Below are 20,231 nucleotides of genomic sequence, written 5' to 3' on the forward strand. Positions count from 1 at the left end.
TGGTATACGCGGTCGGCCCGCCGCGCACCTGCTCCGCGACGGGCCGACCACCCACTCCAAAGCCCTTGCGCACAAGGGCCGTTATCGGTACTTACGCCTCGCCGGAGGCCTTTCGCGTGTGCAGCTGGCGGGCGACCTCGGCGATCGAACCGGACAGCGAGGGGTACACGGTGAACGCGTTTGCGATCTGCTCGACCGTCAGGTTGTTGTCGACGGCGATCGAGATCGGGTGGATGAGCTCGCTCGCGCGCGGGGAGACCACCACGCCGCCCACGACGATCCCGGTGCCGGGCCGGCAGAACAGCTTCACGAAGCCGTCCCGGATGCCCTGCATCTTGGCGCGCGGGTTGCGCAGCAGCGGGAGCTTCACGCACCGGGCGTCGATCTTGCCGGAGTCCACGTCGGCCTGGGTGTAGCCGACGGTGGCGATCTCGGGGTCGGTGAAGACGTTCGAGGAGACCGTCTTCAGGTTCAGCGGGGCCACCGCGTCGCCGAGGAAGTGGTACATCGCGATGCGCCCCTGCATGGCGGCCACCGAGGCCAGCGCGAAGATTCCGGTCACGTCGCCGGCCGCGTACACGCCGGGCGAGGAGGTGCGCGAGACCTTGTCGGTCCAGATGTGCCCGGACTCCTTGAGCTTGACCCCGGACTCCTCCAGGTTCATGTTGCCCGTGTTCGGGATCGCGCCGACCGCCATCAGGCAGTGCGTACCGCTGATGACCCGGCCGTCCGAGAGGGTGACCTCGACCCGGTCGCCCACCCGCTTGGCGGACTCGGCGCGGGAGCGGCCGATGACGTTCATGCCGCGCCGCCGGAAGACGTCCTCCAGTACGGCGGCGGCGTCCGGGTCCTCGCCGGGGAGCACGCGGTCGCGGGAGGACACGAGGGTCACCCGGGAGCCGAGGGCCTGGTACGCGCCGGCGAACTCGGCGCCGGTCACGCCGGAGCCGACCACGATGAGCTCCTCGGGGAGCTCTTCGAGGTCGTAGACCTGGGTCCAGTTCAGGATCCGCTCGCCGTCGGGCATCGCGTCGGGGATCTCGCGGGGGTGTCCGCCGGTCGCGATGAGCACGGCGTCGGCGGTGAGGATCGTCTCCGAGCCGTCGGCGGCGGTGACGATGACGTCCCGCGTGCCGTCGATGCCCTGCGGGCCGCCGAGCTTGGCGCGGCCCCGTACGACCCGGGCGCCGGCCCGGGTCACGGAGGCGGTGATGTCGTGGGACTGGGCGAGCGCGAGGCGCTTGACGCGCCGGTTCACCTTGCCGAGGTCGACGCCCACGACGCGCGCGGCGTGCTCGATGTGCGGGGTGTCGTCCGCGACGACGATGCCGAGCTCCTCGTACGACGAGTCGAAGGTCGTCATGACCTCGGCGGTCGCGATGAGAGTCTTGGAGGGCACGCAGTCGGTGAGCACCGACGCGCCGCCCAGACCGTCGCAGTCCACGACGGTCACCTCCGCGCCGAGCTGGGCCCCCACGAGGGCCGCCTCATACCCGCCGGGTCCGCCGCCGATGATCACGATCCGGGTCACGAAAACTCCGCCTCACGTCTACCCGGCCGGCTGCCGCCCCGGCCGGGGCTTCCGGGGGGTCTCCCCGGGGGATGCATTCCGTACGTCATTGTCCCGCACGCATCAAGGTGCTTCACGCCCGGTCCCACCATCCGGGACGCCGGCCCCGTACGCGGCCGCGAGCGCGGTCGGGGCCGCCCCTCCCGTACCCTCGACCTCATGTCGCTCTACGCCGCGTACGCCGGCAACCTCGACCCGCGGCTGATGACGCGCCGCGCTCCGCATTCGCCGCTGCGCGGCACGGGCTGGATCAACGACTGGCGGCTGACCTTCGGCGGCGAGCAGATGGGCTGGGAGGGCGCGCTGGCGACGATCGTCGAAGCGCCGCGCCACCAGGTCTTCGTCGCGCTGTACGACGTGGCCCCGCTCGACGAGGACTCCCTGGACCGGTGGGAGGGCGTCGGGCTCGACATCTACCGCCGCATGCGGGTCCGCGTGCACACGCTGGACGGCGAGGAAGCGGCCTGGGTGTACGTCCTGAACGGCTACGAGGGCGGCCTGCCCTCGGCCCGCTACCTCGGCGAGCTCGCCGACGCGGCCGAATCCGCGGGCGCCCCGCACGACTACGTCATGGAACTCCGCAAGCGCCCCTGCTGAAGCAGGCCGCCCACATTCAGGCAGCCGCCGGCCAAATCCAGCCCCGCCGGCGTTTGAGGCGCGGGGTCCGGGGCGGAGCCCCGGCAACGGCGCGGCACGGCACCCGCACACCCCGCCCGGGACAATTGGTCGGAAACGACAAAGCAACGATCCGAATACCGTGAGCGGCGCCATCTACGCGCGTAGGCGAAGAGCGGCTACGCTCTTCCGCGTGAACGCATCTGTTACCGACCCCTTCGCCGCCGCCGACGCCGCCGCCGCCCGCCTGCGCGAGCTGACCGGCGCCGAGACCCACGATGTCGCCCTCGTCATGGGCTCCGGCTGGGCCCCCGCCGCGGAGGCGCTCGGCGCGCCCGAGGCCGAGTTCCCGGTCACCGAGCTGCCCGGCTTCCCGCCGCCCGCAGTCGAGGGCCACGGCGGCAAGATCCGCTCGTACAAGATCGGCGAGAAGCGCGCCCTGCTCTTCCTCGGCCGGACCCACTACTACGAGGGCCGCGGCGTCGCCGCCGTCGCCCACGGCGTGCGCACGGCCGTCGCCGCCGGCTGCAAGACCATCGTCCTGACCAACGGCTGTGGTGGCCTGCGCGAGGGCATGAAGCCCGGCCAGCCGGTCCTGATCAGCGACCACCTCAACCTCACGGCCACCTCGCCGATCGTCGGCGCGAACTTCGTGGACCTGACCGACCTGTACTCGCCGCGCCTGCGCGCGATGTGCAAGGAGATCGACGAGACCCTCGAAGAGGGCGTCTACGTGCAGTTCCCCGGCCCGCACTACGAGACCCCGGCCGAGATCAACATGATCCGTGTCATGGGCGCCGACCTGGTCGGCATGTCCACCGTGCTGGAGGCCATCGCCGCCCGCGAGGCCGGCGCCGAGGTGCTCGGCATCTCGCTGGTCACCAACCTGGCGGCGGGCCTGTCCGGCGAGCCGCTGAACCACGAAGAGGTGCTCCAGGCCGGCCGCGACTCGGCCGCGCGCATGGGCAAGCTGCTGACCCAGGTCCTCGCCCGGATCTGAACGGCGCACCGAACGACCGGGTGACCGGACGACCGGCCATACGAGAGGTAAGGCGGAAGTAGTGCAGGACGTGCAGGACGTGCAGGACGATCTGATCGCGCGGGCCCGGGCCTGGCTGGCCGAGGACCCGGACCCGGAGACGGCCGACGAGCTCGCGAAGCTCATCGAGGCCGGTGACACGACCGAGCTCGCGGACCGCTTCTCCGGCATGCTGCAGTTCGGGACCGCCGGACTCCGCGGCGAGCTGGGCGCGGGCCCGATGCGGATGAACCGCAACGTGGTGATCCGGGCCGCGGCGGGCCTCGCGGCCTACCTCAAGGCCCAGGGCCACGACGGCGGCCTGGTCGTCGTCGGCTACGACGCCCGCTACAAGTCGGCCGACTTCGCCCGCGACACCGCCGCGGTGATGACGGGTGCCGGGCTGCGCGCCGCCGTCCTGCCCCGTCCGCTGCCGACGCCCGTCCTCGCGTACGCCATAAGGCACCTGGGCGCCGTCGCCGGCGTCGAGGTGACCGCGAGCCACAACCCGCCCCGGGACAACGGCTACAAGGTCTACCTCGGCGACGGTTCGCAGATCGTCTCGCCGGCCGACGCGGAGATCGCCGCGCAGATCGACGCGATCGCCGCGCTGGCCGACGTACCGCGGGCCGAGGGCGGCTGGCAGGACCTCGGCGACGAGGTCCTGGAGGCCTACCTGGAGCGCACGGACGCCGTCCTGACCCCCGGGTCCCCCCGGGGCGTGCGGACCGTCTACACGGCCATGCACGGCGTCGGCAAGGACGTGGTCCTGGCCGCCTTCGCCCGCGCCGGCTTCCCGGCCCCGGTCCTCGTGGCCGAGCAGGCGGAGCCGGACCCGGCCTTCCCGACGGTGGCCTTCCCCAACCCGGAGGAGCCGGGCGCGATGGACCTGTCCTTCGCGACGGCCGCCCGGGTGAACCCGGACATCGTCATCGCGAACGACCCGGACGCCGACCGCTGCGCCGTGGCCGTCCCGGACCCGGCAGCCGCCTCCGGCTGGCGGATGCTGCGCGGCGACGAGGTCGGCGCGCTGCTCGCCGCCCACCTGGTGCACAAGGGCGCGACCGGCGTCTTCGCCGAGTCGATCGTCTCCTCCTCCCTCCTCGGGCGGATCGCGGAGGCCGCGGGCGTGGGCTACGAGGAGACCCTCACGGGCTTCAAGTGGATCTCCCGCGTCGAGGGCCTGCGCTACGGGTACGAGGAGGCGCTCGGCTACTGCGTGGACCCCGAGGGCGTCCGCGACAAGGACGGCGTCACGGCCGCCCTGCTCGTCGCGGAGCTGGCCTCGGAGCTCAAGGAGCAGGGCCGGACCCTGACCGACCTGCTGGACGACCTGGCGATGGAGCACGGTCTGCACGCCACCGACCAGCTGTCGGTCCGCGTGGAGGACCTGTCGGTCATCGCCTCGGCGATGGCGGCGCTGCGCGCGGAGCCCCCGGCCTCGCTGGCGGGCCTGCGGGTCACCTCCGCCGAGGACCTCAGCCGGGGCACCGCGGCCCTCCCGCCCACGGACGGGCTGCGCTACTACCTGGAGGGCGACTACAAGGCCCGGGTGATCGTCCGCCCGTCCGGCACGGAGCCCAAGCTGAAGTGCTACCTGGAGGTCGTGGTCCCGGTGGCGGACGCCCCGGACCTGCTCCCGGCCCGCGCCCGCGGCCAGGAAGTCCTCGACGCGATCAAGAAGGACCTGGCGGCCGCGGCCGGCATTTAGCCCGAACGCGCCGCTCGCACGCCGACGGCCCCCTGAGCTCCGGCTCGGGGGGCCGTTTCCGTTTCCCGTGTGAGGGTCAGGAGGCCGAGGGTGCGGGAGTGGGAGTGGGCGTCGGCCGCACCACGTCGCCCAGGGTCGGTACCGCCTCCGGGCGGGAGCGGACGGCGTCCGTGCACTCCCAGGCCCTCGGCGGATCCGCGTCGGGACCGCCCAGGACCACCGGGCCCGGACCCGCAGACACCGCGTCGCTCTCCGCGAGCGTGCACACCAGCTGCGACAGCGCCACCGGGGGCAGGTCCTCGGGCTTGCGGCTCAGCCGTACCGTGCCCTGAGGATCGCCCGGCCGCGGCGCCGAGGCCGTCAGCAGGGCCGGCACCTCGGTCGTGAAGCCGGCCTCCCGCTCCTCCGCCGACGGCTCCCGCTGGAGCACCTCCAGCAGGGCCTGGGTGACGAGCACCGCCACGTCCCGCGCAGGCCGCTTCTCCGGCACCGGCACCACCCGCTGGACGCCCACCAGCTGCGCCCCGCAGACCAGTTCCACCGTGGCCCGGATGCCCTGCATCCCGCCGGTCCCGGCCGGCGTGCCCGCCGGCGTCTTGCAGGAGACCCGCGAGGGCGCCGGGCCCACGTCCACCGGCACGGTGGTCGCGCGGATCCCGCACCCGGTCAGGGCACCCAGGGACAACAGGCCCAGGGCCACCACGACGGCCGTCGTACCGAGCATCGCGCCGAGCGCCGCGCCACGCCCCGCCCCGCGCGTCGCCGTCCTACGCCTCGTCGTCGTCACCGGCGATCACCTTCCCCACGTCCACCGGCAGCCGCAGCGTGAACAGCGCACCGCCCTCCGCCCCGTTCTCCGCGGTGATGTCGCCGCCGTGGATGTGCGCGTTCTCCATCGCGATGGACAGGCCGAGCCCGCTGCCGTCCGACTTAGGCCGCGACGCGCTCGCCTTGTAGAACCGGTCGAAGACGTGCGGCAGTACGGCCTCGGGGATGCCCGGCCCGTTGTCCCGTACGGCCATGACCAGCCAGTCCCCCTCCACGCGGATGGAGACCCGTACCGGCGATCCGCCGTGCTTGAGCGCGTTGCCGATCAGATTGGCCAGGATCACGTCGAGCCGCCGCGGGTCCAGCCGCGCCACGATCCCGCGCTCCGCGTCGAGTTCGACCGCGTCGAGCCACGCCCGCGTGTCGATGCACGCCGTCACCTGGTCGGCGACGTCCACGTCGTCCAGCACCAGGCGCGCCGTTCCCGCGTCGAAGCGGGTGACCTCCATGAGGTTCTCCACGAGGTCGTTCAGCCGCCTGGTCTCGCTCACGACCAGCCCCACCGCCGGTGCGATCATCGGATCGAGGTCGTCGACCTCGTCCTCCAGCACCTCGGCGACCGCCGTCAACGCCGTCAGCGGCGTGCGCAGTTCGTGGGACATGTCCGCGACGAAGCGCCGGCTGGACTCCTCCCGCGCGCTCATGTCGGCGACCTTCTTCTCCAGCGCCTCGGCCGTCTTGTTGAAGGTGTGGGCCAGGTCGGCGAGTTCGTCCGTCCCCGACACCTCCAGCCGGTGGTCCAGCTCCCCTTCGCCGAGCCGCCGCGCCGCGTCGCCGAGCCGCTGCACGGGCCGCAGCACCGTACGGGCCGCGGCCTGCGCGAGCAGCGCGGAGCCGAGCAGCGCGAGGCCGGTGGCGATGGTCAGCGACCAGGCCAGGGCGTTGAGGTCGTCGCGCTCCTGGGCGAGGGACTTGTACATGTAGCCGGTCGGGCCGCCGCCCACGATCCGGGTGCCGCCGACCAGGTACGGGTTCCCGTTCGGCTTCGTCCGCTGCCAGTACACGTGGTACTCGGCGTCGTTGGCCGAGGTGGTCTTCTGCCGGTCGTCGACAGCGTGCTGGAGCGACTTCGGTACGTCGGCCAGCGAGAAGGCGTCGGGACCGGCGGTACCGGCCACCCTGCGGCCGTCCTTCTCGTCCACCAGCAGCACGCTGTAGCCGGGGCTGCTGCCCGCCATCATCTCGGCGGTGTGCTGCAGCTCCTCCTGCGTCGGGTCGGCGGGCAGCGCCGCGGCCCGGTTCTGCATCTCCTGCCGGAAGTCGCCGAGGGCGGCGTCCTGGGTCCGGGTCAGGACGGCCTCGCGGTTGAGCCAGTACGCGATCCCGGACGCGGAGACCGCGGCCGTCAGCGCGACCAGTGCGAACACGACGAGGAGCCGCAGCCGCAGGCTGGTCCAGCGCCGGCCCGCGAACAGGGCTCTGATCACTGCGGGGAATCCAGTCGGTAGCCGACGCCCCGGACGGTACGGATCAAGGTGGGCGAGGAGGGCACTTCCTCGACCTTGGCGCGCAGCCGCTGCACGCAGGCGTCGACGAGGCGCGAGTCACCGAGGTAGTCGTGCTCCCACACCAGCCGCAGCAGCTGCTGGCGGGAGAGCGCCTGGCCGGGCCGGCGGCTGAGCTCCAGGAGCAGCCGCAGCTCGGTCGGGGTGAGCTGGAGGTCCTCGCCGTTCTTGGTCACCGTCATGGCGTTGCGGTCGATGACCAGCGAGCCGAAGACGGCGGAGTCGGTGGCCTCGCGCTCGCCGCGGCGCAGCACGGCCCGGATGCGGGCGTCGAGCACCCGCCCCTGGACGGGCTTGACCACGTAGTCGTCGGCTCCCGACTCCAGGCCGACGACCACGTCGATGTCGTCGTTGCGCGCGGTGAGCAGGATGATCGGCAGCTGGTCGGTGCGGCGGACACGCCGGCACACCTCGAAGCCGTCGATGCCGGGCAGCATGACGTCGAGCACGATCAGGTCGGGCCGCTGCTCGCGCAGCAGTTTGAGGCCGTCCTCGCCCGTCGCCGCGGTGGCCACACGGTGGCCCTGGCGGGTCAGGGAGAGTTCGAGGGCCGTGCGGATGGCGTCGTCGTCCTCGATGAGCAACAGGAAAGGCACGGGCTCATTCTGTCCCATCGCCCCGCGGGACTTCGACCGCCCTGCGCCTCCAATCCGGGCGCGGCTCCTCCCGGGACCCTGTGACAGGCCTGTGACAGTCGAAGGACACCCCGGTTATCTCGGGCGGGCAGTCTTCTTGGCAACGGACCAGACAGACTCCACGACGGGGGGCGCGAGATGAACACGCTGCACAGCACCAGCACCAGCGCGGTTGTCACGCGGCTGCACGATGTGAACCGCCGCACGGCAATCCGTACGGCGACGGCCCCTTCGCGGCGGCCGGCGCACGTGGTGGCCATCGACGCGAAGACCTACGAGCGCCCCTCCGTCCCCGCCCAGCGCACGGCGGGCTCCCCGGAGGTCCCGGACTCCTCCAACGAGGCCGAGTTCACGGCGTACGTCCAGGAGCGGCGGGCCGCCCTCTACGCGACGGCCTTCCACCTGACCGGCGACCGCTACGAGGCCGAGGACCTGCTGCAGACCGCGCTGTTCTCCACGTACCGCGCCTGGGACCGCATCAGCGACAAGGCCGCCGTCGGCGGGTACCTCCGCCGCACGATGACGAACCTGCACATCAGCGCCTGGCGCCGGCGCAAGCTCAACGAGTACCCGACGGAAGAGCTGCCGGAGACGGCCTCGGACACGGACGCCATGGGCGGTACGGAGCTGCGCGCCGTGCTGTGGCAGGCGCTCACCCGCATCCCGGAGCCGCAGCGCACCATGCTGGTGCTCCGGTACTACGAGGGCCGCACGGACCCGGAGATTGCGGAGATCCTGGGCATCAGCGTCGGCACGGTGAAGTCGAGCATCTGGCGTTCGCTGCGCCGGATGCGCGAGGACGAGGCGCTGAGCTTCGGCCGCGACGAGGCGGAGTCCTTCGAGGACCTGGTCGCCTGACAGACCATCGGCCGGGGGGCCGTCCTACGGGGGTGGGGCGGTGGCCATGGGGGAGGAGCGCGGGATCAGTCGGCCGGGGGTCCGACTGATCCCGCGCTTTCATGTGCGCGTACGGCGTCATCTGTGGGCCGTCGTGGTCAACGTTCCGGGCCGTTCGGGGGACTCCTCCGCCAGCCGGTTCCCGCTCCCGCCCGCCCGGGGCACCAGTCCTCCGGAAGTCACGGAGAACTGCGAGAACCGGGAGAACGCGCATGTTAGGACAATGGGCCGGATGGCAGCGGTGGCAGTGACGGCGGGGGCGGTCGGCCTGCTCGGGGCGGTACCGGAAGCGGCCGCCCAGACCATGGTGAACTGCGCCACCGACAATCTCCAGGACGAGATCGACGCCGCCGCCCCCGGTACCTCGCTGGTGCTGAGCGGGACCTGCAACGGCGACTTCACGATCAACAAGAACCTGACCCTCAGCGGCATGGCGGGCGCCGCCCTCGACGGCACCGGAGGCGCGAGCACGCTGACGGTCACCGCGGGCGTCCAGGTGTCGCTGGTCAACCTGACCGTCACCGGGGGCGGCGGGGCCAATGGCGCCGGCATCCGCAACATCGGCGGCGCGCTGTCGCTGAACCGCGTCACGGTCACCGGGAACGCATCGGCGGACCAAGGCGGCGGCATCCGCAACGAAGCCGGAGCCACGCTGTCGCTGAACCGGTCCACGGTGAGCTCCAACACCGCCAACTTCGGCGGCGGCATCCTCAACGAAGCCTCCACGCTGAGACTGAACAACTCCACGGTGAACAACAACCAGGCCTCCTTCGGAGGCGGCATCCACAACGTCGCGGGCAGCACCGCGACGCTGAACGGCTCCCAGGTCACCGCGAACACGGCGTTTTCCCAAGGCGGCGGCATCAACAACGACGCCGGCAACACGCTGGTCCTGAACCGCTCCACGATCACCGCCAACACCGCGGGCGAAGGCGGCGGCATCTACAACCTGGGTACGGTGACGAACCGCCGGTCCTCGATCACCGGCAACACGCCGGACCAGTGCGCCCCGGCGGGCTCCGTCCCGGGCTGCGTCTAGAGCTCCCGGAGCTACGCGGCCGCGGCGCTCGCCGAGCGGTGGCGGCCCGCGGCCGCCGCCGCGAGGCGGCCCAGGGCCTCGTCGCGGGCGCAGGCGTGCGCGCCCAGCGCGGTGTGGCGGGCCACGATGCCGCGCTCGGCGCGCATCAGCCGCCAGCCCCGCCGCAGGAGCACCGGCACCGATTTACGGCCCTCTCGCAGGTCACGGGCGAGCCGCCGCCGGAAGGTCGTGCTGGGCCGCCCGCGCAGGCAGATCGCGTCCGCCAGCAGCCCCAGCTCCTGGCACCGCGCCGCGACGTCCGCCGCGAAGATCCCCTCGGCTATGAACAGCGGGGTCCGGGAGATGTCCAGCGCCTCCGTACCGGTCCGCGAGGAGGTGGAGATGTCGTAGACGGGGACCTCGGTCCGCCCGGCCGCGCACAGCGCGGCGATCGCGGCCACGGCCGCCTCCGCGTCCCAGGACAGCGGGGAGTCCCAGTCGATGTCGGCGCTGCCCTCGACCAGCGGGAGGGTGGGGTCGTCACCGTCCTTGTAGAAGTCGTCCAGGCGCAGCACGGGCAGCCCGGACCGGGCCGCCAGCGAGGACTTGCCGGAGCCCGAGGGCCCGGTCAGCAGGACGACACGCGTAGGCAAAGGAGAGGAACAGCTCACGGAACAACAGTGTGAACTATTACCTCGCGCAGGGGACCTACCCAAAGGTCCGTTGGTATCCAGGATCACACCTCCACTACGCTGCGTGCGCACACGACTACGACTCCGTACGAGCCCACAGGCGGGAACCCATGGCACGTCACGCAGCCCCCAAAGCCACCCACCCCAAGGCGCTGCGCACCGCAGGCCTGACCCTCTCCATGGCCGGTGCGGCCCTCGCGATGGCCGCCGGTGGCGCCCAGGCGGGCGAGCTTGATGTTCCGGCGGCCCTCGCCGGCGTCTCGGACCCGATCTCGAACCTCAAGGTGAATCCGCTGGCGCACACCGGCGTGGATCCCCTCGACAACGGCGTCGCCACCAAGGTCGCGGATTTCCCCTCGGTCGGCACCGGCATGGTTACGGGCATCCTGACCCAGGGGCCGTCGGTCGGCGAGCTGCCCACCGCCGCGGCCTCCTCACTGCTCGGCCCGCTGCTGCCGGGCGCCGCCAAGTAGCTCCCGTAGGCACGAAGAGGCCCCGGCAGCGCGGGGGACGCTGCCGGGGCCTGTCTTCGAGGGATCTCGTACGAGCCGGACGGGGCTAGTACGAGGACCCGCCCGCGCCCAGCGACCCGGTCGGGTGCCAGACGGTCTTGGTCTCCAGGAACGCCGTCATGCGCGACGTGCCCGGGTCCGCGCTCCAGTCGTCCACAGGCTGTGGACGCAGAACGCGCTTGAGGTTGTCCGCGGCCGCGATCTCCAGCTCCTTGGCCAACGCCTCACCGGCGCCCGCCAGGTCGATCGCGTTGACGTCCTGGTGGGACGCCAGGTGCGGGCCCATCTCGGCGGCCTTGCCGGACAGGATGTTGACCACTCCGCCGGGCAGGTCGGAGGTGGCCAGGACCTCGCCGAGGGAGAGCGCGGGCAGAGGTGCCTTCTCCGAAGCGATCACGACGACCGTGTTGCCGGTGGCGATCACCGGGGCGATCACGGAGACGAGGCCCAGGAAGGACGAGTCCTGCGGGGCGACGACCGTGACCACACCGGTCGGCTCGGGGGTGGAGAGGTTGAAGAACGGGCCCGCGACCGGGTTGGCCCCGCCCACGATCTGGCCGATCTTGTCGGTCCAGCCCGCGTACCAGACCCAGCGGTCGATGGCCGCGTCCACGACGGCCGCGGCCTTGGTCTTGGACAGGCCCTCGGCCTCGCCGACCTCGCGGACGAACTGCTCGCGGCGGCCCTCCAGCATCTCGGCGACGCGGTAGAGGATCTGGCCGCGGTTGTACGCGGTCGCGCCCGACCAGCCGCCGAAAGCCTTGCGGGCGGCGACGACCGCGTCACGGGCGTCCTTGCGGGAGGACAGGGGGGCGTTGGCCAGCCACTTGCCCTTCGAGTCACTCACCTCGTACACCCGGCCGCTCTCGGAGCGGGGGAACTTGCCCCCGACGTACAGCTTGTAGGTCTTGAAGACGCTCAGACGCGTCGAAGAAGACTCAACAGTTCCCATTAGCGCTCACCCTTCGGGTTCGACGGGGCGAGGTAGCCCTCCAGGCCGTGACGGCCGCCTTCGCGCCCGAAGCCCGACTCCTTGTAGCCGCCGAAGGGCGAGGTCGGGTCGAACTTGTTGAACGTGTTGGCCCACACCACACCCGCACGGAGCTTGTTGGCGACCGCCAGGATGCGGCTGCCCTTCTCCGTCCAGATGCCGGCGGACAGGCCGTACTGGCTGTTGTTGGCCTTGGCAACGGCCTCGTCCGGCGTACGGAAGGTCAGCACGGACAGCACCGGGCCGAAGATCTCGTCGCGGGCGACGGTGTGCGACTGGGAGACGTTCGTGAAGAGCGTCGGGGCGAACCAGTAGCCGGCGTTCGGCAGTTCGCACGGAGCCGACCAGCGCTCGGCGCCCTCCGCCTCGCCGGTGTCCGCGAGGGCGGTGATCCGGGCGAGCTGCTCGGCGGAGTTGATCGCGCCGATGTCGGTGTTCTTGTCGAGCGGGTCGCCCAGGCGCAGCGTGGTCAGCCGGCGCTTGAGCGAGTCGATCAGCTCGTCGTGGATCGACTCCTGGACCAGGAGGCGCGAGCCCGCGCAGCAGACCTGGCCCTGGTTGAAGAAGATGCCGCTGACGATGCCCTCGACGGCCTGGTCGATGGGGGCGTCGTCGAAGACGATGTTGGCGCCCTTGCCGCCCAGCTCCAGGGTGACCTTCTTGGACGTACCGGCGACCTGGCGCGCGATGGCCTTGCCGACGGCGGTGGAGCCGGTGAAGGCGACCTTGTTCACGTCCGGGTGCTCGACGAGGGCCGCGCCCGCGTCCCCGTACCCGGTGAGGATGTTGACGACGCCCTTGGGCAGGCCCGCCTGGCGGCAGATGTCCGCGAAGAAGAGCGCGGAGAGCGGGGTCGTCTGGGCCGGCTTGAGCACGACCGTGTTGCCCGTGGCGAGCGCCGGGGCGATCTTCCAGGCGAGCATCATCAGCGGGAAGTTCCACGGGATGACCTGGCCGGCCACGCCGAGGGGGCGCGGGTTGGCCCCGTAGCCCGCGTGGTCGAGCTTGTCGGCCCAGCCCGCGTAGTAGAAGAAGTGCGCGGCGACGAGCGGGAGGTCCGCGTCGCGGGTCTCCCGGATCGGCTTGCCGTTGTCGAGGGTCTCCAGGACGGCCAGCTCGCGGCTGCGCTCCTGGATGATCCGGGCGATGCGGAAGAGGTACTTGGCGCGCTCGGAGCCGGGCAGCGCGGACCACTTCTCGAAGGCCTTGCGGGCGGCCTTCACGGCGCGGTCCACGTCGGCGGCGCCGGCCTGCGCGATCTCGGCGAGGACCTCTTCGGAGGCCGGGGAGACGGTCTTGAAGACCTTGCCGTCCGCCGCGTCGGTGAACTCGCCGTCGATGAACAGCCCGTAGGAGGGCGCGATGTCGACGACGGACCGGGACTCGGGGGCGGGTGCGTACTCGAATGCGGATGCCATGATGATCAGTCCACCGTCACGTAGTCGGGACCGGAGTAACGGCCGGTGCTCAGCTTCTGGCGCTGCATCAACAGGTCGTTGAGCAGGCTGGAGGCTCCGAAGCGGAACCAGTGGTTGGACAGCCAGTCCTCGCCCACGGTCTCGTTGACCAGGACCAGGAACTTGATCGCGTCCTTGGTGGTCCGGATGCCGCCGGCCGGCTTCACGCCGATCTGGATTCCAGTCTGCGCCTTGAAGTCGCGGACGGCCTCGAGCATGAGGAGCGTGTTCGCGGGCGTCGCGTTGACCCCGACCTTGCCGGTGGACGTCTTGATGAAGTCGGCCCCGGCCATCATGCCGATCCAGGAGGCGCGGCGGATGTTGTCGTACGTGGACAGCTCGCCGGTCTCGAAGATCACCTTGAGCCGGGCCGCGCTGCCGTCGGGGCGGACGCAGGCCGCCTTGACGGAGCGGATCAGCTCGTAGGTGTCGAGGTAGCGGCCGGCGAGGAAGGCGCCACGGTCGATGACCATGTCGATCTCGTCGGCGCCGGCGGCCACGGCGTCGGCCGTGTCGGCGAGCTTGACGGGCAGGGCCGCGCGGCCGGCCGGGAAGGCGGTGGCTACGGAGGCGACCTTGACGTCGGCTCCGTTCAGGGCGGCCTTGGCGGTGGCCACCATGTCGGGGTACACGCAGACGGCGGCCGTCATGGGCGTGGTGCGGTCGGTCGGATCGGGGTTGGCTGCCTTGGCGGAGAGCGCCCGGACCTTGCCCGGGGTATCCGCGCCTTCCAGCGTCGTCAGGTCGATCATCGAGATGGCGAGGTCGATGGCGTACGCCTTGGCCGTCGTCTTGATCGAGCGGGTGCCGAGGGAGGCCGCGCGGGCCTCCAGGCCGACAGCGTCGACGCCGGGCAGCCCGTGCAGGAAGCGGCGCAGCGCACTGTCGGACGTCGTCACGTCAGCGAATGCGGTGGGGGTGGTGGGCATGGTCACCACATGAGCATATCTACGCGCGTAGCGGCCTGTCACCCCCCTCTGCCGATTCGAGGGCATCCGCGAGGGAATCGACCCGTCCGTTCCGACACGCGTTCGGGTGTTACACGTCCGGGACGGGAAGCGAATCCTCCGGCCTCACGAGATCCATAGATTCGTCATCAGCAGCCCGCCACACCTGAACCGGCCGAAAGAGACCGAACAGACTCGACGCGGCATGCGACTCTCCTCCATTTTCCGCCACCCTTCCGCGTTGCCCGTGCCCCAGGAGTCGTTATGCGTACCGCCCACGCCCTCCGTACCCCGATCTTCACCGCCGCCCTCGCGGGCGCGATGCTCCTACCGGCCACCGGCGCCGCCTTCGCCGCGCCGATCGCCGCAGCCCCACAGGCGGCCGCGGCAGCCACCTCGGGCAACAGTCGCTACGAGGGCAAGGCCGTCTACATCGGCGAGGGACTGGTCGCCGTGCTGCGCAACAAGGTGGAGGGCCCCGAGGCCTGGATCCGCAGGGTCGGGACCGGCTGGAAGCCGGGCCACGACTACATGAAGCCGGTCGTGACGAAGCTGGACCGGAGCGGACCCTACGACAAGGCCGAAGGCATGTCGCTCGAACTGACCAAGGCCGCGAGCGCCCACCCCGTGCTCGTCGTCACCGCCAAGGACGGGACCGTCAAGTCCTACCCCCTGCCCGCGGGGCAGGCCAGCACGGACTGCCGGGTCGGACCGAAGGGGCAGTCGCTGGGCGCGGGCATGAAGGCCGAGCTGTACGTCACCGAGAACGGCCCGAAGGCGGTCCTCTACAACTCCGGCGACGACCGACCCTGGACCACCCTGAACCGCACGAACCCCTCGCTGCCCACGAAAGGGTTCATCGTCAGGATCCTGAACCCCAGCAGCGCCACGCCCGTCCTCGAATGGAAGACCGAAGGCGGCAGCACTCCGTTCGGCCGGGCTCCGTTCCCCGCGTTCCCCAAGGGCTGCCGGCCGAGCTACGCCTTCACCGACACCAAGCCGGCACCGAAGCCCCCGAAGCCGCAGACGGCCGTCGTCCCCAAGGGGCCGGTCGCCGCGGGCGCCGAGCCCGGTACGCAGGACACCGGCGGCGCCCCGATCGCGGTCGCCGGTGCCGGGGTCCTCTCGACGGCCCTCCTGCTCGGTGCGGCCTTCGCGGTCCGTGCCCGCCGGGCCCGCTCCCGGGGCTGATCACCGGCCCCGGGGCGGAGCTCCGGTTCCCTCCGTCCCTTCCTCTGGCGGGCCGCCTTCGTGGCGGCCCGCCGGAGGGCGTTGCGGGTCCGCCGCCCGGCCGTACGGGCCGAAGACGAGTGCGCTGGTCAGACGGCTGTTCGCTGTTACGCATCCATGACAGGAAGCCCACGTTCCGGTCGATCGAGATCCGTAGATTTCTCATCAGCAGCCCCGCAGACCTGACCGGACGAAACCCCGACAGCGACACCGCGGCATGCGACTCTCCGCCCCTTCCTCCACCATGCGCCAAGGAGTCGTTATGCGTACCGCCCTCCGTACCTCGATCGTCACCGCCGCCCTCGCCGGAGCGCTCCTGGCGCCCGCCGCGACGGCGATCGCCGCGCCCACCGCGCAGGCCGCGACGGCCGTGACCTCGGTAGCGGCGGTATCGGCGGTGTCCGGCAGCACCACCTCGGGCAACGACCGCTACGACGGCGAGAAGGTCCTCGTCGCCGAGAACCACCTCGCGGTGCTGCGCAACGGGCCCGAGGGCCCCGAGGCCTGGATCCGCTCCTCCGGCCCGAACTGGAAGCCGGGCGACGCCTGGGCCTTCCGCGTACTCGGAATGGTGGACCTGGCGAACCCCCGCGCGGTGGTCGAGGGCATCCAGTACGACCTGAAGAAGATCGACTCCGGCCCGGACAAGGGCCGCTACCTCCTCAACGTCTACGTGCTGGGCGAGGGCGCCTCCAGCGGCTGGTACCTGCTGCCGAAGGCCGCACCGGCCACCAAGCCCTCCACCAAGCCCGCCCCGAAGCCCTCGGCCAAGCCGGCCACCAAGCCGGCCGTGAAGCCCGCCGCGAAGCCCGCCACCACCCCCGCCAACGCCGCCAAGCCGCAGACCGTCGTCGTCCCCAAGGGCCCGGTCGCCGCGGGCGCCGAGCTCGCCGACATCACCGACACGTCCTCCGAGGACATCGCCTCCGAAGACACCGACAACACCACCACCGCGGCCACCGGCACCGCCCTCGTCGCCATACTCGCCGCACTCGGCGCCGGCTTCATGATCCGCAACCGCAAGGCCCGCACCCGCAGCTGAACCACCCCACCCCGCGCCACTCGTTGCCGCCTCCGGCGGGCCACCTCCACGGTGGCCCGCCGAAGGCCGTTCCCGGAGCCGATGCCATGAATCGCCGTACGCCCCGCCGCACAGCCCGCCGACCGCGCCGCGCGCTGACGGCCGCCGCCCTCCTCGGGCCGCTCGCCCTGGCCGCCCTGACCGGCTGTGGCGGCCCGGCGCCCGCCGCCGCCGCGCCGCCGCACGTCGCCGAGACCTCGGCCGCCCCGGCCGCCCCGGCCGCCCCGTCGGCGTCTGCCCCGTCGGCGTCCGCCTCGCCCGCCGCGGCCCTGCCCGCCTCCGCGCCCGTCCGCGTACGGATCGCCTCGGCCGGGGTGGACGCCTCACCGGTACTGGAGCTCGGGCTGGGCTCCGACGGCTCGGTCCAGGTGCCCTCCGTAGCGGACGGGGACAAGATCGGCTGGTACACCAAGGGCGTCACCCCCGGCGAGACCGGCCCGGCCGTGCTGATCGGCCACTTCGACACCGCGCGCGGCCCGGCCGTGCTGCGCAACGTCTCGCGCGTCCGCACCGGCGACGAGATCAGGGTGACCAGGGCGGACGGCACCGAAGCCGTCTTCCGCGTGCGCGAGCTGGAGCAGGTGGACAAGAAGGACTTCCCCACCGCGAAGGTCTACGGGGACACCCAGCGCCCCGAGCTGCGCGTGATCACCTGCGGCGGTGAAATCACCGACGGTCACCGCCCCGACAACATCATCCTGTACGCCGATCTCGTGGGGTGAGACGGCTTGAGGCAGAATCTGCCGCATGAGCAGCGATCAGCCCACCGAAGAGCCGGCGTACGACGACCGGGTCTACCGCTCCCCCATGGCCACCGTCGCCGGGGTGATCATGCTCGCGCTCCTCGCGTGGCTCTGCGGGGACGCCGTGGTGCGGGGCTCCGGGAACGTTCCGTGGATCGCCCTCGCCGTCGCGCTCTGCCTGGCCCCGCTCATCGTCGCCTTCACGGTCCGTCCGGCCGTCTTCGCCAACGACGACCGGCTGCGCGTGCGCAACCCCTTCCGGACCATCGAGCTGCCCTGGGCCTCCGTCGACACCGTGCGGGCGCGCTTCTCCGCCGAGGTGCTGGCGGAGGGGGCTACGTACCAGCTGTGGTCCGTGCCGGTCTCCCTGCGGGAACGCAAGAAGGCCAACCGCCGCCAGGCGAGCCGGCTCGGCATGGCCAACGGCCAGGGCAAGACCCCGGACGAGGAAGTCCGTCGCGCCGCCGCCGACCAGACGGTGAACGAGCTGCGGGAACTGCACGAGCGCGGTGCCTCGCGGGCCGGCGCCCAGGGCTCCGTACAGGTCTCCTGGTCGTACGAGATCATCGCGCCCGCCGTGCTCGGCGCGCTGATCCTGATGGTGCTGCTCGCCACGGGCTGACCGGCGGTTTCCCCGGAACCGCGGGCACCGGAACCCGCGTCTCCACTGGCGTGCACCGTCTCAAGGGCAAGCGTGTCAAGGGCAGCGGCAGCGCCACCGTACAGCTGTGGATCCGGCTTCTCGCCGGGGTCCTGCTGACCGCCCACCTCCTCCTCGTCGGCTGGCTGATGCTGCGCCCACTGGACGTGCCCTGGGCGGCGGCGGCCAATCTGACCCCGCTGGAGGGCATCAGGGCGGACCTCTCCTACGGGCCCCTGGAAGCCGCCCGCCGGATCGGCGGCGGGCTGGCGCTGCTGGCCCCGCTCGGGGTGCTGCTGCCGCTGATCAGCGGCCGCGTGGAGCTTTCGCCGCTGGCCACGTGGTCCTCACTGGCCCGGGCGGCCGCCGCGGGCGTGCTGGTCTCGGTCGGCATCGAGATGCTCCAGACGGCGGTTCCGGGGCAGGTGGTCGACGTGGATTCGGTGCTGTTGAACACCCTCGGCGTGGTGCTCGCGCACCTGGCCGTCGTCCCGGCCCTGCGGGCCCGGCTGCGGCGGTCTCAGGGGGCGACCCCGAGAATTACCAGGGTCGGGCTCGGCCCCTGGACCGACGTTCTGTCCTCTGTTCAGCGGGAGTATTGAGGCATCGCGGGAAAACATCCCGCGGACCGCACAACGACCGAGGAGAGACCATGAGCGCCCTTGCCCGCCCCCGTGACGGACGATGGATCGGCGGAGTCTGTGCCGGTCTTGCGCGCCGGTTCGGAATATCCGCGAACACGATGCGGATCATCTTCGTCGTCTCGTGCCTGCTGCCCGGCCCGCAGTTCCTCCTTTACCTGGCGCTGTGGGTGCTCCTGCCGAACGAGAAGTCGGGCACCTCTTCCGCCGCCACCGGCTGGTAGCCCGCCGGACGGGGAATTCAGCGCGCGGCGCGGACCTTCTGGAGCTGCTTGTCCGTGACCTCGTGCGGGACCTGCGGGGTCTGCCGGCCGCCCGCGACGTTGAGTGCCATGAGGCGCATGACGGTGTCCCCTTGGCGTACGACGCCCAGGTGCACCTGGGCGGTGACGCCTTCGGCGGCCGCCGTCGTGGTCCAGCTGACGGTCTCGTCGCCGGCCGTCTTGTAATCGGCCGCCTTCACGTCGCGGTACGAGCCGCTCTGCTTCTCGACGGTCGCGGTGAAGCCGCCGGCGCAGGCGGACACGGCGTTCCTCAACCGGGCGATCAGCGCCTTGGCGTCGGACTCGGCGTAGGAGCTGACGGAGGAGGAGACGGCCAGGCCCATCTGCTTCTGGGAGCCGATGCCCCGGTTGACGGTCTCGCGCGCCGCCGGGTCGGGCTTGTCGCCCATGATGTCGGCGAGCGGCTGGCAGGCCTTGCGGTCCGCCTGCGGCTGGCCGTCGGGGGCGTTCGGGTTCTTGCCGTTCGCGGAGATCTGGTAGCCGGGCAGGTCGCCCTGTGCCAGGGCGGAGCGCTCCAGCCGGCCGGCGCCCTGCCGGGGAGCGCCCGTGCCGCCCGTAGCACCGGCTCCGCCGGTGCCCGCGGAGCCGGGGGATCCCGCCTCGCCGGACGCGCCGGCCGAGCCCGCCGACGCGGACTGCCCGGGTGCGCTCGCGGAGCCCTTCGGGTCCGGTCCCTTGCCGGAGGCGGGGGTGTTCGTACTGCCACAGCCCACCATCGCGGACAGCAGGGCGGGGAGCAGCACGGCCGTGGCCGTTCGTGCCTTCATTCGCATGATCGAAACCTCATACCCAGGGTGTCGGCGGGCAGTTGGCGGTGATCCTGGCACATGCCGCGACGCGGCACACACCTGGTCGAAGAGGTGTGCGCCGCGTGGGCGTGCGTGCGAATCGCGTACGGGTCGCGTACGAATCCGACAGGGGATCCGAAGTGGATCAGGCGCCGAGGCCGCTGGTCGGCAGACCGCCGAGCAGGCCGGTCACCGTGCCGAGCGCGGCGGCCGGGTCGGTCGCCTCGGGGGCCTGCTGGCCCTCCTCGGCGGTCACGTGCTGCTGGCTGGTCGCACCCTGGACCGCGCCCGTGACGGTGCCCAGCGCGTCACCGAGACCGACGGCGGGGACGGCCGAGGCGGTACCGGCGGCGACGGCGGCGAAGGCGGCACCGAGAGCGGCGACACCGAGGGTCTTGGCAGCTGACTGCTTCATGAAGAATCGTCCT

Annotated in this window: 22 protein-coding genes; 12 read left to right on the forward strand and 10 right to left on the reverse strand. The window is 71.9% G+C overall.

Annotated features, from left to right (window positions below; genetic code table 11):
• Positions 1-91: 91 nt before the first annotated feature.
• Positions 92-1,531 carry an NAD(P)H-quinone dehydrogenase gene (locus AC061S_RS18625; protein ID WP_478687084.1) on the reverse strand — a complete coding sequence of 480 codons (1,440 nt, stop codon included), beginning with the start codon at positions 1,529-1,531 and terminating at the stop codon, positions 92-94.
• A gap of 198 nt (positions 1,532-1,729) precedes the next feature.
• On the opposite strand from AC061S_RS18625, the gene AC061S_RS18630 reads away from it, so the two are divergent.
• From AC061S_RS18630 to AC061S_RS18640, 3 genes are all read left to right on the forward strand, one after another.
• The gene (locus AC061S_RS18630) at positions 1,730-2,167 is read left to right on the forward strand and encodes a gamma-glutamylcyclotransferase family protein (protein ID WP_327254611.1); all 438 of its coding nucleotides are present in this window, start codon (positions 1,730-1,732) and stop codon (positions 2,165-2,167) included.
• Between the two features lie 211 nt (positions 2,168-2,378).
• Positions 2,379-3,185 carry a purine-nucleoside phosphorylase gene (locus tag AC061S_RS18635; RefSeq protein ID WP_266905195.1) on the forward strand — a complete coding sequence of 269 codons (807 nt, stop codon included), beginning with the start codon at positions 2,379-2,381 and terminating at the stop codon, positions 3,183-3,185.
• Positions 3,186-3,264: 79 nt separating this feature from the next.
• Positions 3,265-4,914: a phospho-sugar mutase gene (locus tag AC061S_RS18640; RefSeq protein WP_478687144.1), complete on the forward strand. Its 1,650-nt coding sequence runs from the start codon at positions 3,265-3,267 to the stop codon at positions 4,912-4,914.
• Between the two features lie 76 nt (positions 4,915-4,990).
• Here AC061S_RS18640 and AC061S_RS18645 read toward each other — a convergent pair whose 3' ends face one another.
• Genes AC061S_RS18645 through afsQ1 form a run of 3 tightly spaced genes read right to left on the reverse strand, consistent with a single transcriptional unit; the run spans position 4,991 to position 7,843 of the window.
• Complete coding sequence (locus AC061S_RS18645) at positions 4,991-5,701, reverse strand: hypothetical protein (protein WP_478687085.1); 711 nt, start codon at positions 5,699-5,701, stop codon at positions 4,991-4,993.
• Positions 5,682-7,169, reverse strand: a complete 1,488-nt coding sequence (locus AC061S_RS18650) for a sensor histidine kinase (RefSeq protein ID WP_478687086.1) — start codon at positions 7,167-7,169, stop codon at positions 5,682-5,684. The genes AC061S_RS18645 and AC061S_RS18650 overlap by 20 nt, the downstream gene beginning before the upstream one ends.
• Positions 7,166-7,843: a two-component system response regulator AfsQ1 gene (gene afsQ1, locus AC061S_RS18655; protein WP_250746240.1), complete on the reverse strand. Its 678-nt coding sequence runs from the start codon at positions 7,841-7,843 to the stop codon at positions 7,166-7,168. Before afsQ1 ends, AC061S_RS18650 begins: the two co-directional genes overlap by 4 nt.
• A 177-nt stretch (positions 7,844-8,020) precedes the next feature.
• On the opposite strand from afsQ1, the gene AC061S_RS18660 reads away from it, so the two are divergent.
• Both AC061S_RS18660 and AC061S_RS18665 read left to right on the forward strand, forming a co-directional pair.
• Positions 8,021-8,740, forward strand: a complete 720-nt coding sequence (locus tag AC061S_RS18660; RefSeq protein WP_478687087.1) for a SigE family RNA polymerase sigma factor — start codon at positions 8,021-8,023, stop codon at positions 8,738-8,740.
• A gap of 271 nt (positions 8,741-9,011) precedes the next feature.
• Complete coding sequence (locus AC061S_RS18665) at positions 9,012-9,818, forward strand: hypothetical protein (protein ID WP_478687088.1); 807 nt, start codon at positions 9,012-9,014, stop codon at positions 9,816-9,818.
• Between the two features lie 11 nt (positions 9,819-9,829).
• On the opposite strand, the gene AC061S_RS18670 is transcribed toward AC061S_RS18665, so the two are convergent.
• On the reverse strand, positions 9,830-10,534 hold the full coding sequence (locus tag AC061S_RS18670; protein WP_478687145.1) for a uridine kinase family protein: 705 nt from the start codon (positions 10,532-10,534) through the stop codon (positions 9,830-9,832).
• Positions 10,535-10,599: 65 nt separating this feature from the next.
• Between AC061S_RS18670 and AC061S_RS18675 the strand changes: the two genes are divergently transcribed.
• Complete coding sequence (locus AC061S_RS18675) at positions 10,600-10,962, forward strand: hypothetical protein (protein ID WP_478687089.1); 363 nt, start codon at positions 10,600-10,602, stop codon at positions 10,960-10,962.
• 85 nt (positions 10,963-11,047) lie between these two features.
• Here the strand turns inward: AC061S_RS18675 and AC061S_RS18680 are convergent, their stop codons facing one another.
• Genes AC061S_RS18680 through deoC form a run of 3 tightly spaced genes read right to left on the reverse strand, consistent with a single transcriptional unit; the run spans position 11,048 to position 14,384 of the window.
• Positions 11,048-11,953 (reverse strand): aldehyde dehydrogenase family protein, encoded by a 906-nt coding sequence (locus AC061S_RS18680; RefSeq protein ID WP_478687090.1) that lies wholly within the window; start codon positions 11,951-11,953, stop codon positions 11,048-11,050.
• Positions 11,953-13,410, reverse strand: coding sequence for an aldehyde dehydrogenase family protein (locus AC061S_RS18685; RefSeq protein ID WP_478687091.1), 1,458 nt, complete (start codon positions 13,408-13,410; stop codon positions 11,953-11,955). Before AC061S_RS18685 ends, AC061S_RS18680 begins: the two co-directional genes overlap by 1 nt.
• A 5-nt stretch (positions 13,411-13,415) precedes the next feature.
• A complete protein-coding gene (gene deoC, locus AC061S_RS18690) occupies positions 13,416-14,384 on the reverse strand; it encodes a deoxyribose-phosphate aldolase (protein WP_478687092.1) in 969 nt (322 codons plus the stop codon).
• Between the two features lie 276 nt (positions 14,385-14,660).
• Here deoC and AC061S_RS18695 point away from each other — a divergent pair, with 276 nt between their 5' ends.
• From AC061S_RS18695 to AC061S_RS18720, 6 genes are all read left to right on the forward strand, one after another.
• Positions 14,661-15,587: a hypothetical protein gene (locus tag AC061S_RS18695; RefSeq protein WP_478687093.1), complete on the forward strand. Its 927-nt coding sequence runs from the start codon at positions 14,661-14,663 to the stop codon at positions 15,585-15,587.
• A 301-nt stretch (positions 15,588-15,888) separates the two neighbouring features.
• Entirely contained in the window at positions 15,889-16,668 is a 780-nt protein-coding gene (locus AC061S_RS18700; RefSeq protein WP_478687094.1) for a hypothetical protein, read from the forward strand.
• A gap of 86 nt (positions 16,669-16,754) precedes the next feature.
• A complete protein-coding gene (locus AC061S_RS18705; RefSeq protein WP_478687095.1) occupies positions 16,755-17,429 on the forward strand; it encodes a class F sortase in 675 nt (224 codons plus the stop codon).
• Positions 17,430-17,454: 25 nt separating this feature from the next.
• The gene (locus AC061S_RS18710; protein WP_478687096.1) at positions 17,455-18,072 is read left to right on the forward strand and encodes a PH domain-containing protein; all 618 of its coding nucleotides are present in this window, start codon (positions 17,455-17,457) and stop codon (positions 18,070-18,072) included.
• A 104-nt stretch (positions 18,073-18,176) separates the two neighbouring features.
• Entirely contained in the window at positions 18,177-18,692 is a 516-nt protein-coding gene (locus tag AC061S_RS18715) for a VanZ family protein (protein WP_478687146.1), read from the forward strand.
• Between the two features lie 50 nt (positions 18,693-18,742).
• Positions 18,743-18,955 carry a PspC domain-containing protein gene (locus AC061S_RS18720; RefSeq protein ID WP_478687097.1) on the forward strand — a complete coding sequence of 71 codons (213 nt, stop codon included), beginning with the start codon at positions 18,743-18,745 and terminating at the stop codon, positions 18,953-18,955.
• Positions 18,956-18,972: 17 nt separating this feature from the next.
• Here AC061S_RS18720 and AC061S_RS18725 read toward each other — a convergent pair whose 3' ends face one another.
• Together AC061S_RS18725 and AC061S_RS18730 are read right to left on the reverse strand one after the other, a co-directional pair.
• Positions 18,973-19,782: a sensor domain-containing protein gene (locus AC061S_RS18725; RefSeq protein WP_478687098.1), complete on the reverse strand. Its 810-nt coding sequence runs from the start codon at positions 19,780-19,782 to the stop codon at positions 18,973-18,975.
• Positions 19,783-19,948: 166 nt separating this feature from the next.
• Positions 19,949-20,218 (reverse strand): hypothetical protein, encoded by a 270-nt coding sequence (locus tag AC061S_RS18730; RefSeq protein WP_243333777.1) that lies wholly within the window; start codon positions 20,216-20,218, stop codon positions 19,949-19,951.
• Positions 20,219-20,231 lie beyond the last annotated feature (13 nt).

The sequence above is a fragment of the Streptomyces sp. CA189 genome, from assembly GCF_056428985.1.

What these genes read in the sequence shown, in the direction of transcription:
- AC061S_RS18630 (WP_327254611.1), top strand. Translation starts at nt 1,730, where the DNA reads ATGTCGCTCTACGCCGCGTACGCCGGCAACCTCGACCCGCGGCTGATG.
- AC061S_RS18660 (WP_478687087.1), top strand. Translation starts at nt 8,021, where the DNA reads ATGAACACGCTGCACAGCACCAGCACCAGCGCGGTTGTCACGCGGCTG.
- AC061S_RS18680 (WP_478687090.1), bottom strand. Translation starts at nt 11,953, where the DNA reads ATGGGAACTGTTGAGTCTTCTTCGACGCGTCTGAGCGTCTTCAAGACC.
- AC061S_RS18705 (WP_478687095.1), top strand. Translation starts at nt 16,755, where the DNA reads ATGAATCGCCGTACGCCCCGCCGCACAGCCCGCCGACCGCGCCGCGCG.
- AC061S_RS18725 (WP_478687098.1), bottom strand. Translation starts at nt 19,782, where the DNA reads ATGAAGGCACGAACGGCCACGGCCGTGCTGCTCCCCGCCCTGCTGTCC.
- AC061S_RS18665 (WP_478687088.1), top strand. Translation starts at nt 9,012, where the DNA reads ATGGCAGCGGTGGCAGTGACGGCGGGGGCGGTCGGCCTGCTCGGGGCG.
- AC061S_RS18700 (WP_478687094.1), top strand. Translation starts at nt 15,889, where the DNA reads ATGCGTACCGCCCTCCGTACCTCGATCGTCACCGCCGCCCTCGCCGGA.
- AC061S_RS18730 (WP_243333777.1), bottom strand. Translation starts at nt 20,218, where the DNA reads ATGAAGCAGTCAGCTGCCAAGACCCTCGGTGTCGCCGCTCTCGGTGCC.
- AC061S_RS18675 (WP_478687089.1), top strand. Translation starts at nt 10,600, where the DNA reads ATGGCACGTCACGCAGCCCCCAAAGCCACCCACCCCAAGGCGCTGCGC.
- AC061S_RS18695 (WP_478687093.1), top strand. Translation starts at nt 14,661, where the DNA reads ATGCGTACCGCCCACGCCCTCCGTACCCCGATCTTCACCGCCGCCCTC.
- AC061S_RS18685 (WP_478687091.1), bottom strand. Translation starts at nt 13,410, where the DNA reads ATGGCATCCGCATTCGAGTACGCACCCGCCCCCGAGTCCCGGTCCGTC.
- AC061S_RS18720 (WP_478687097.1), top strand. Translation starts at nt 18,743, where the DNA reads ATGAGCGCCCTTGCCCGCCCCCGTGACGGACGATGGATCGGCGGAGTC.
- AC061S_RS18710 (WP_478687096.1), top strand. Translation starts at nt 17,455, where the DNA reads ATGAGCAGCGATCAGCCCACCGAAGAGCCGGCGTACGACGACCGGGTC.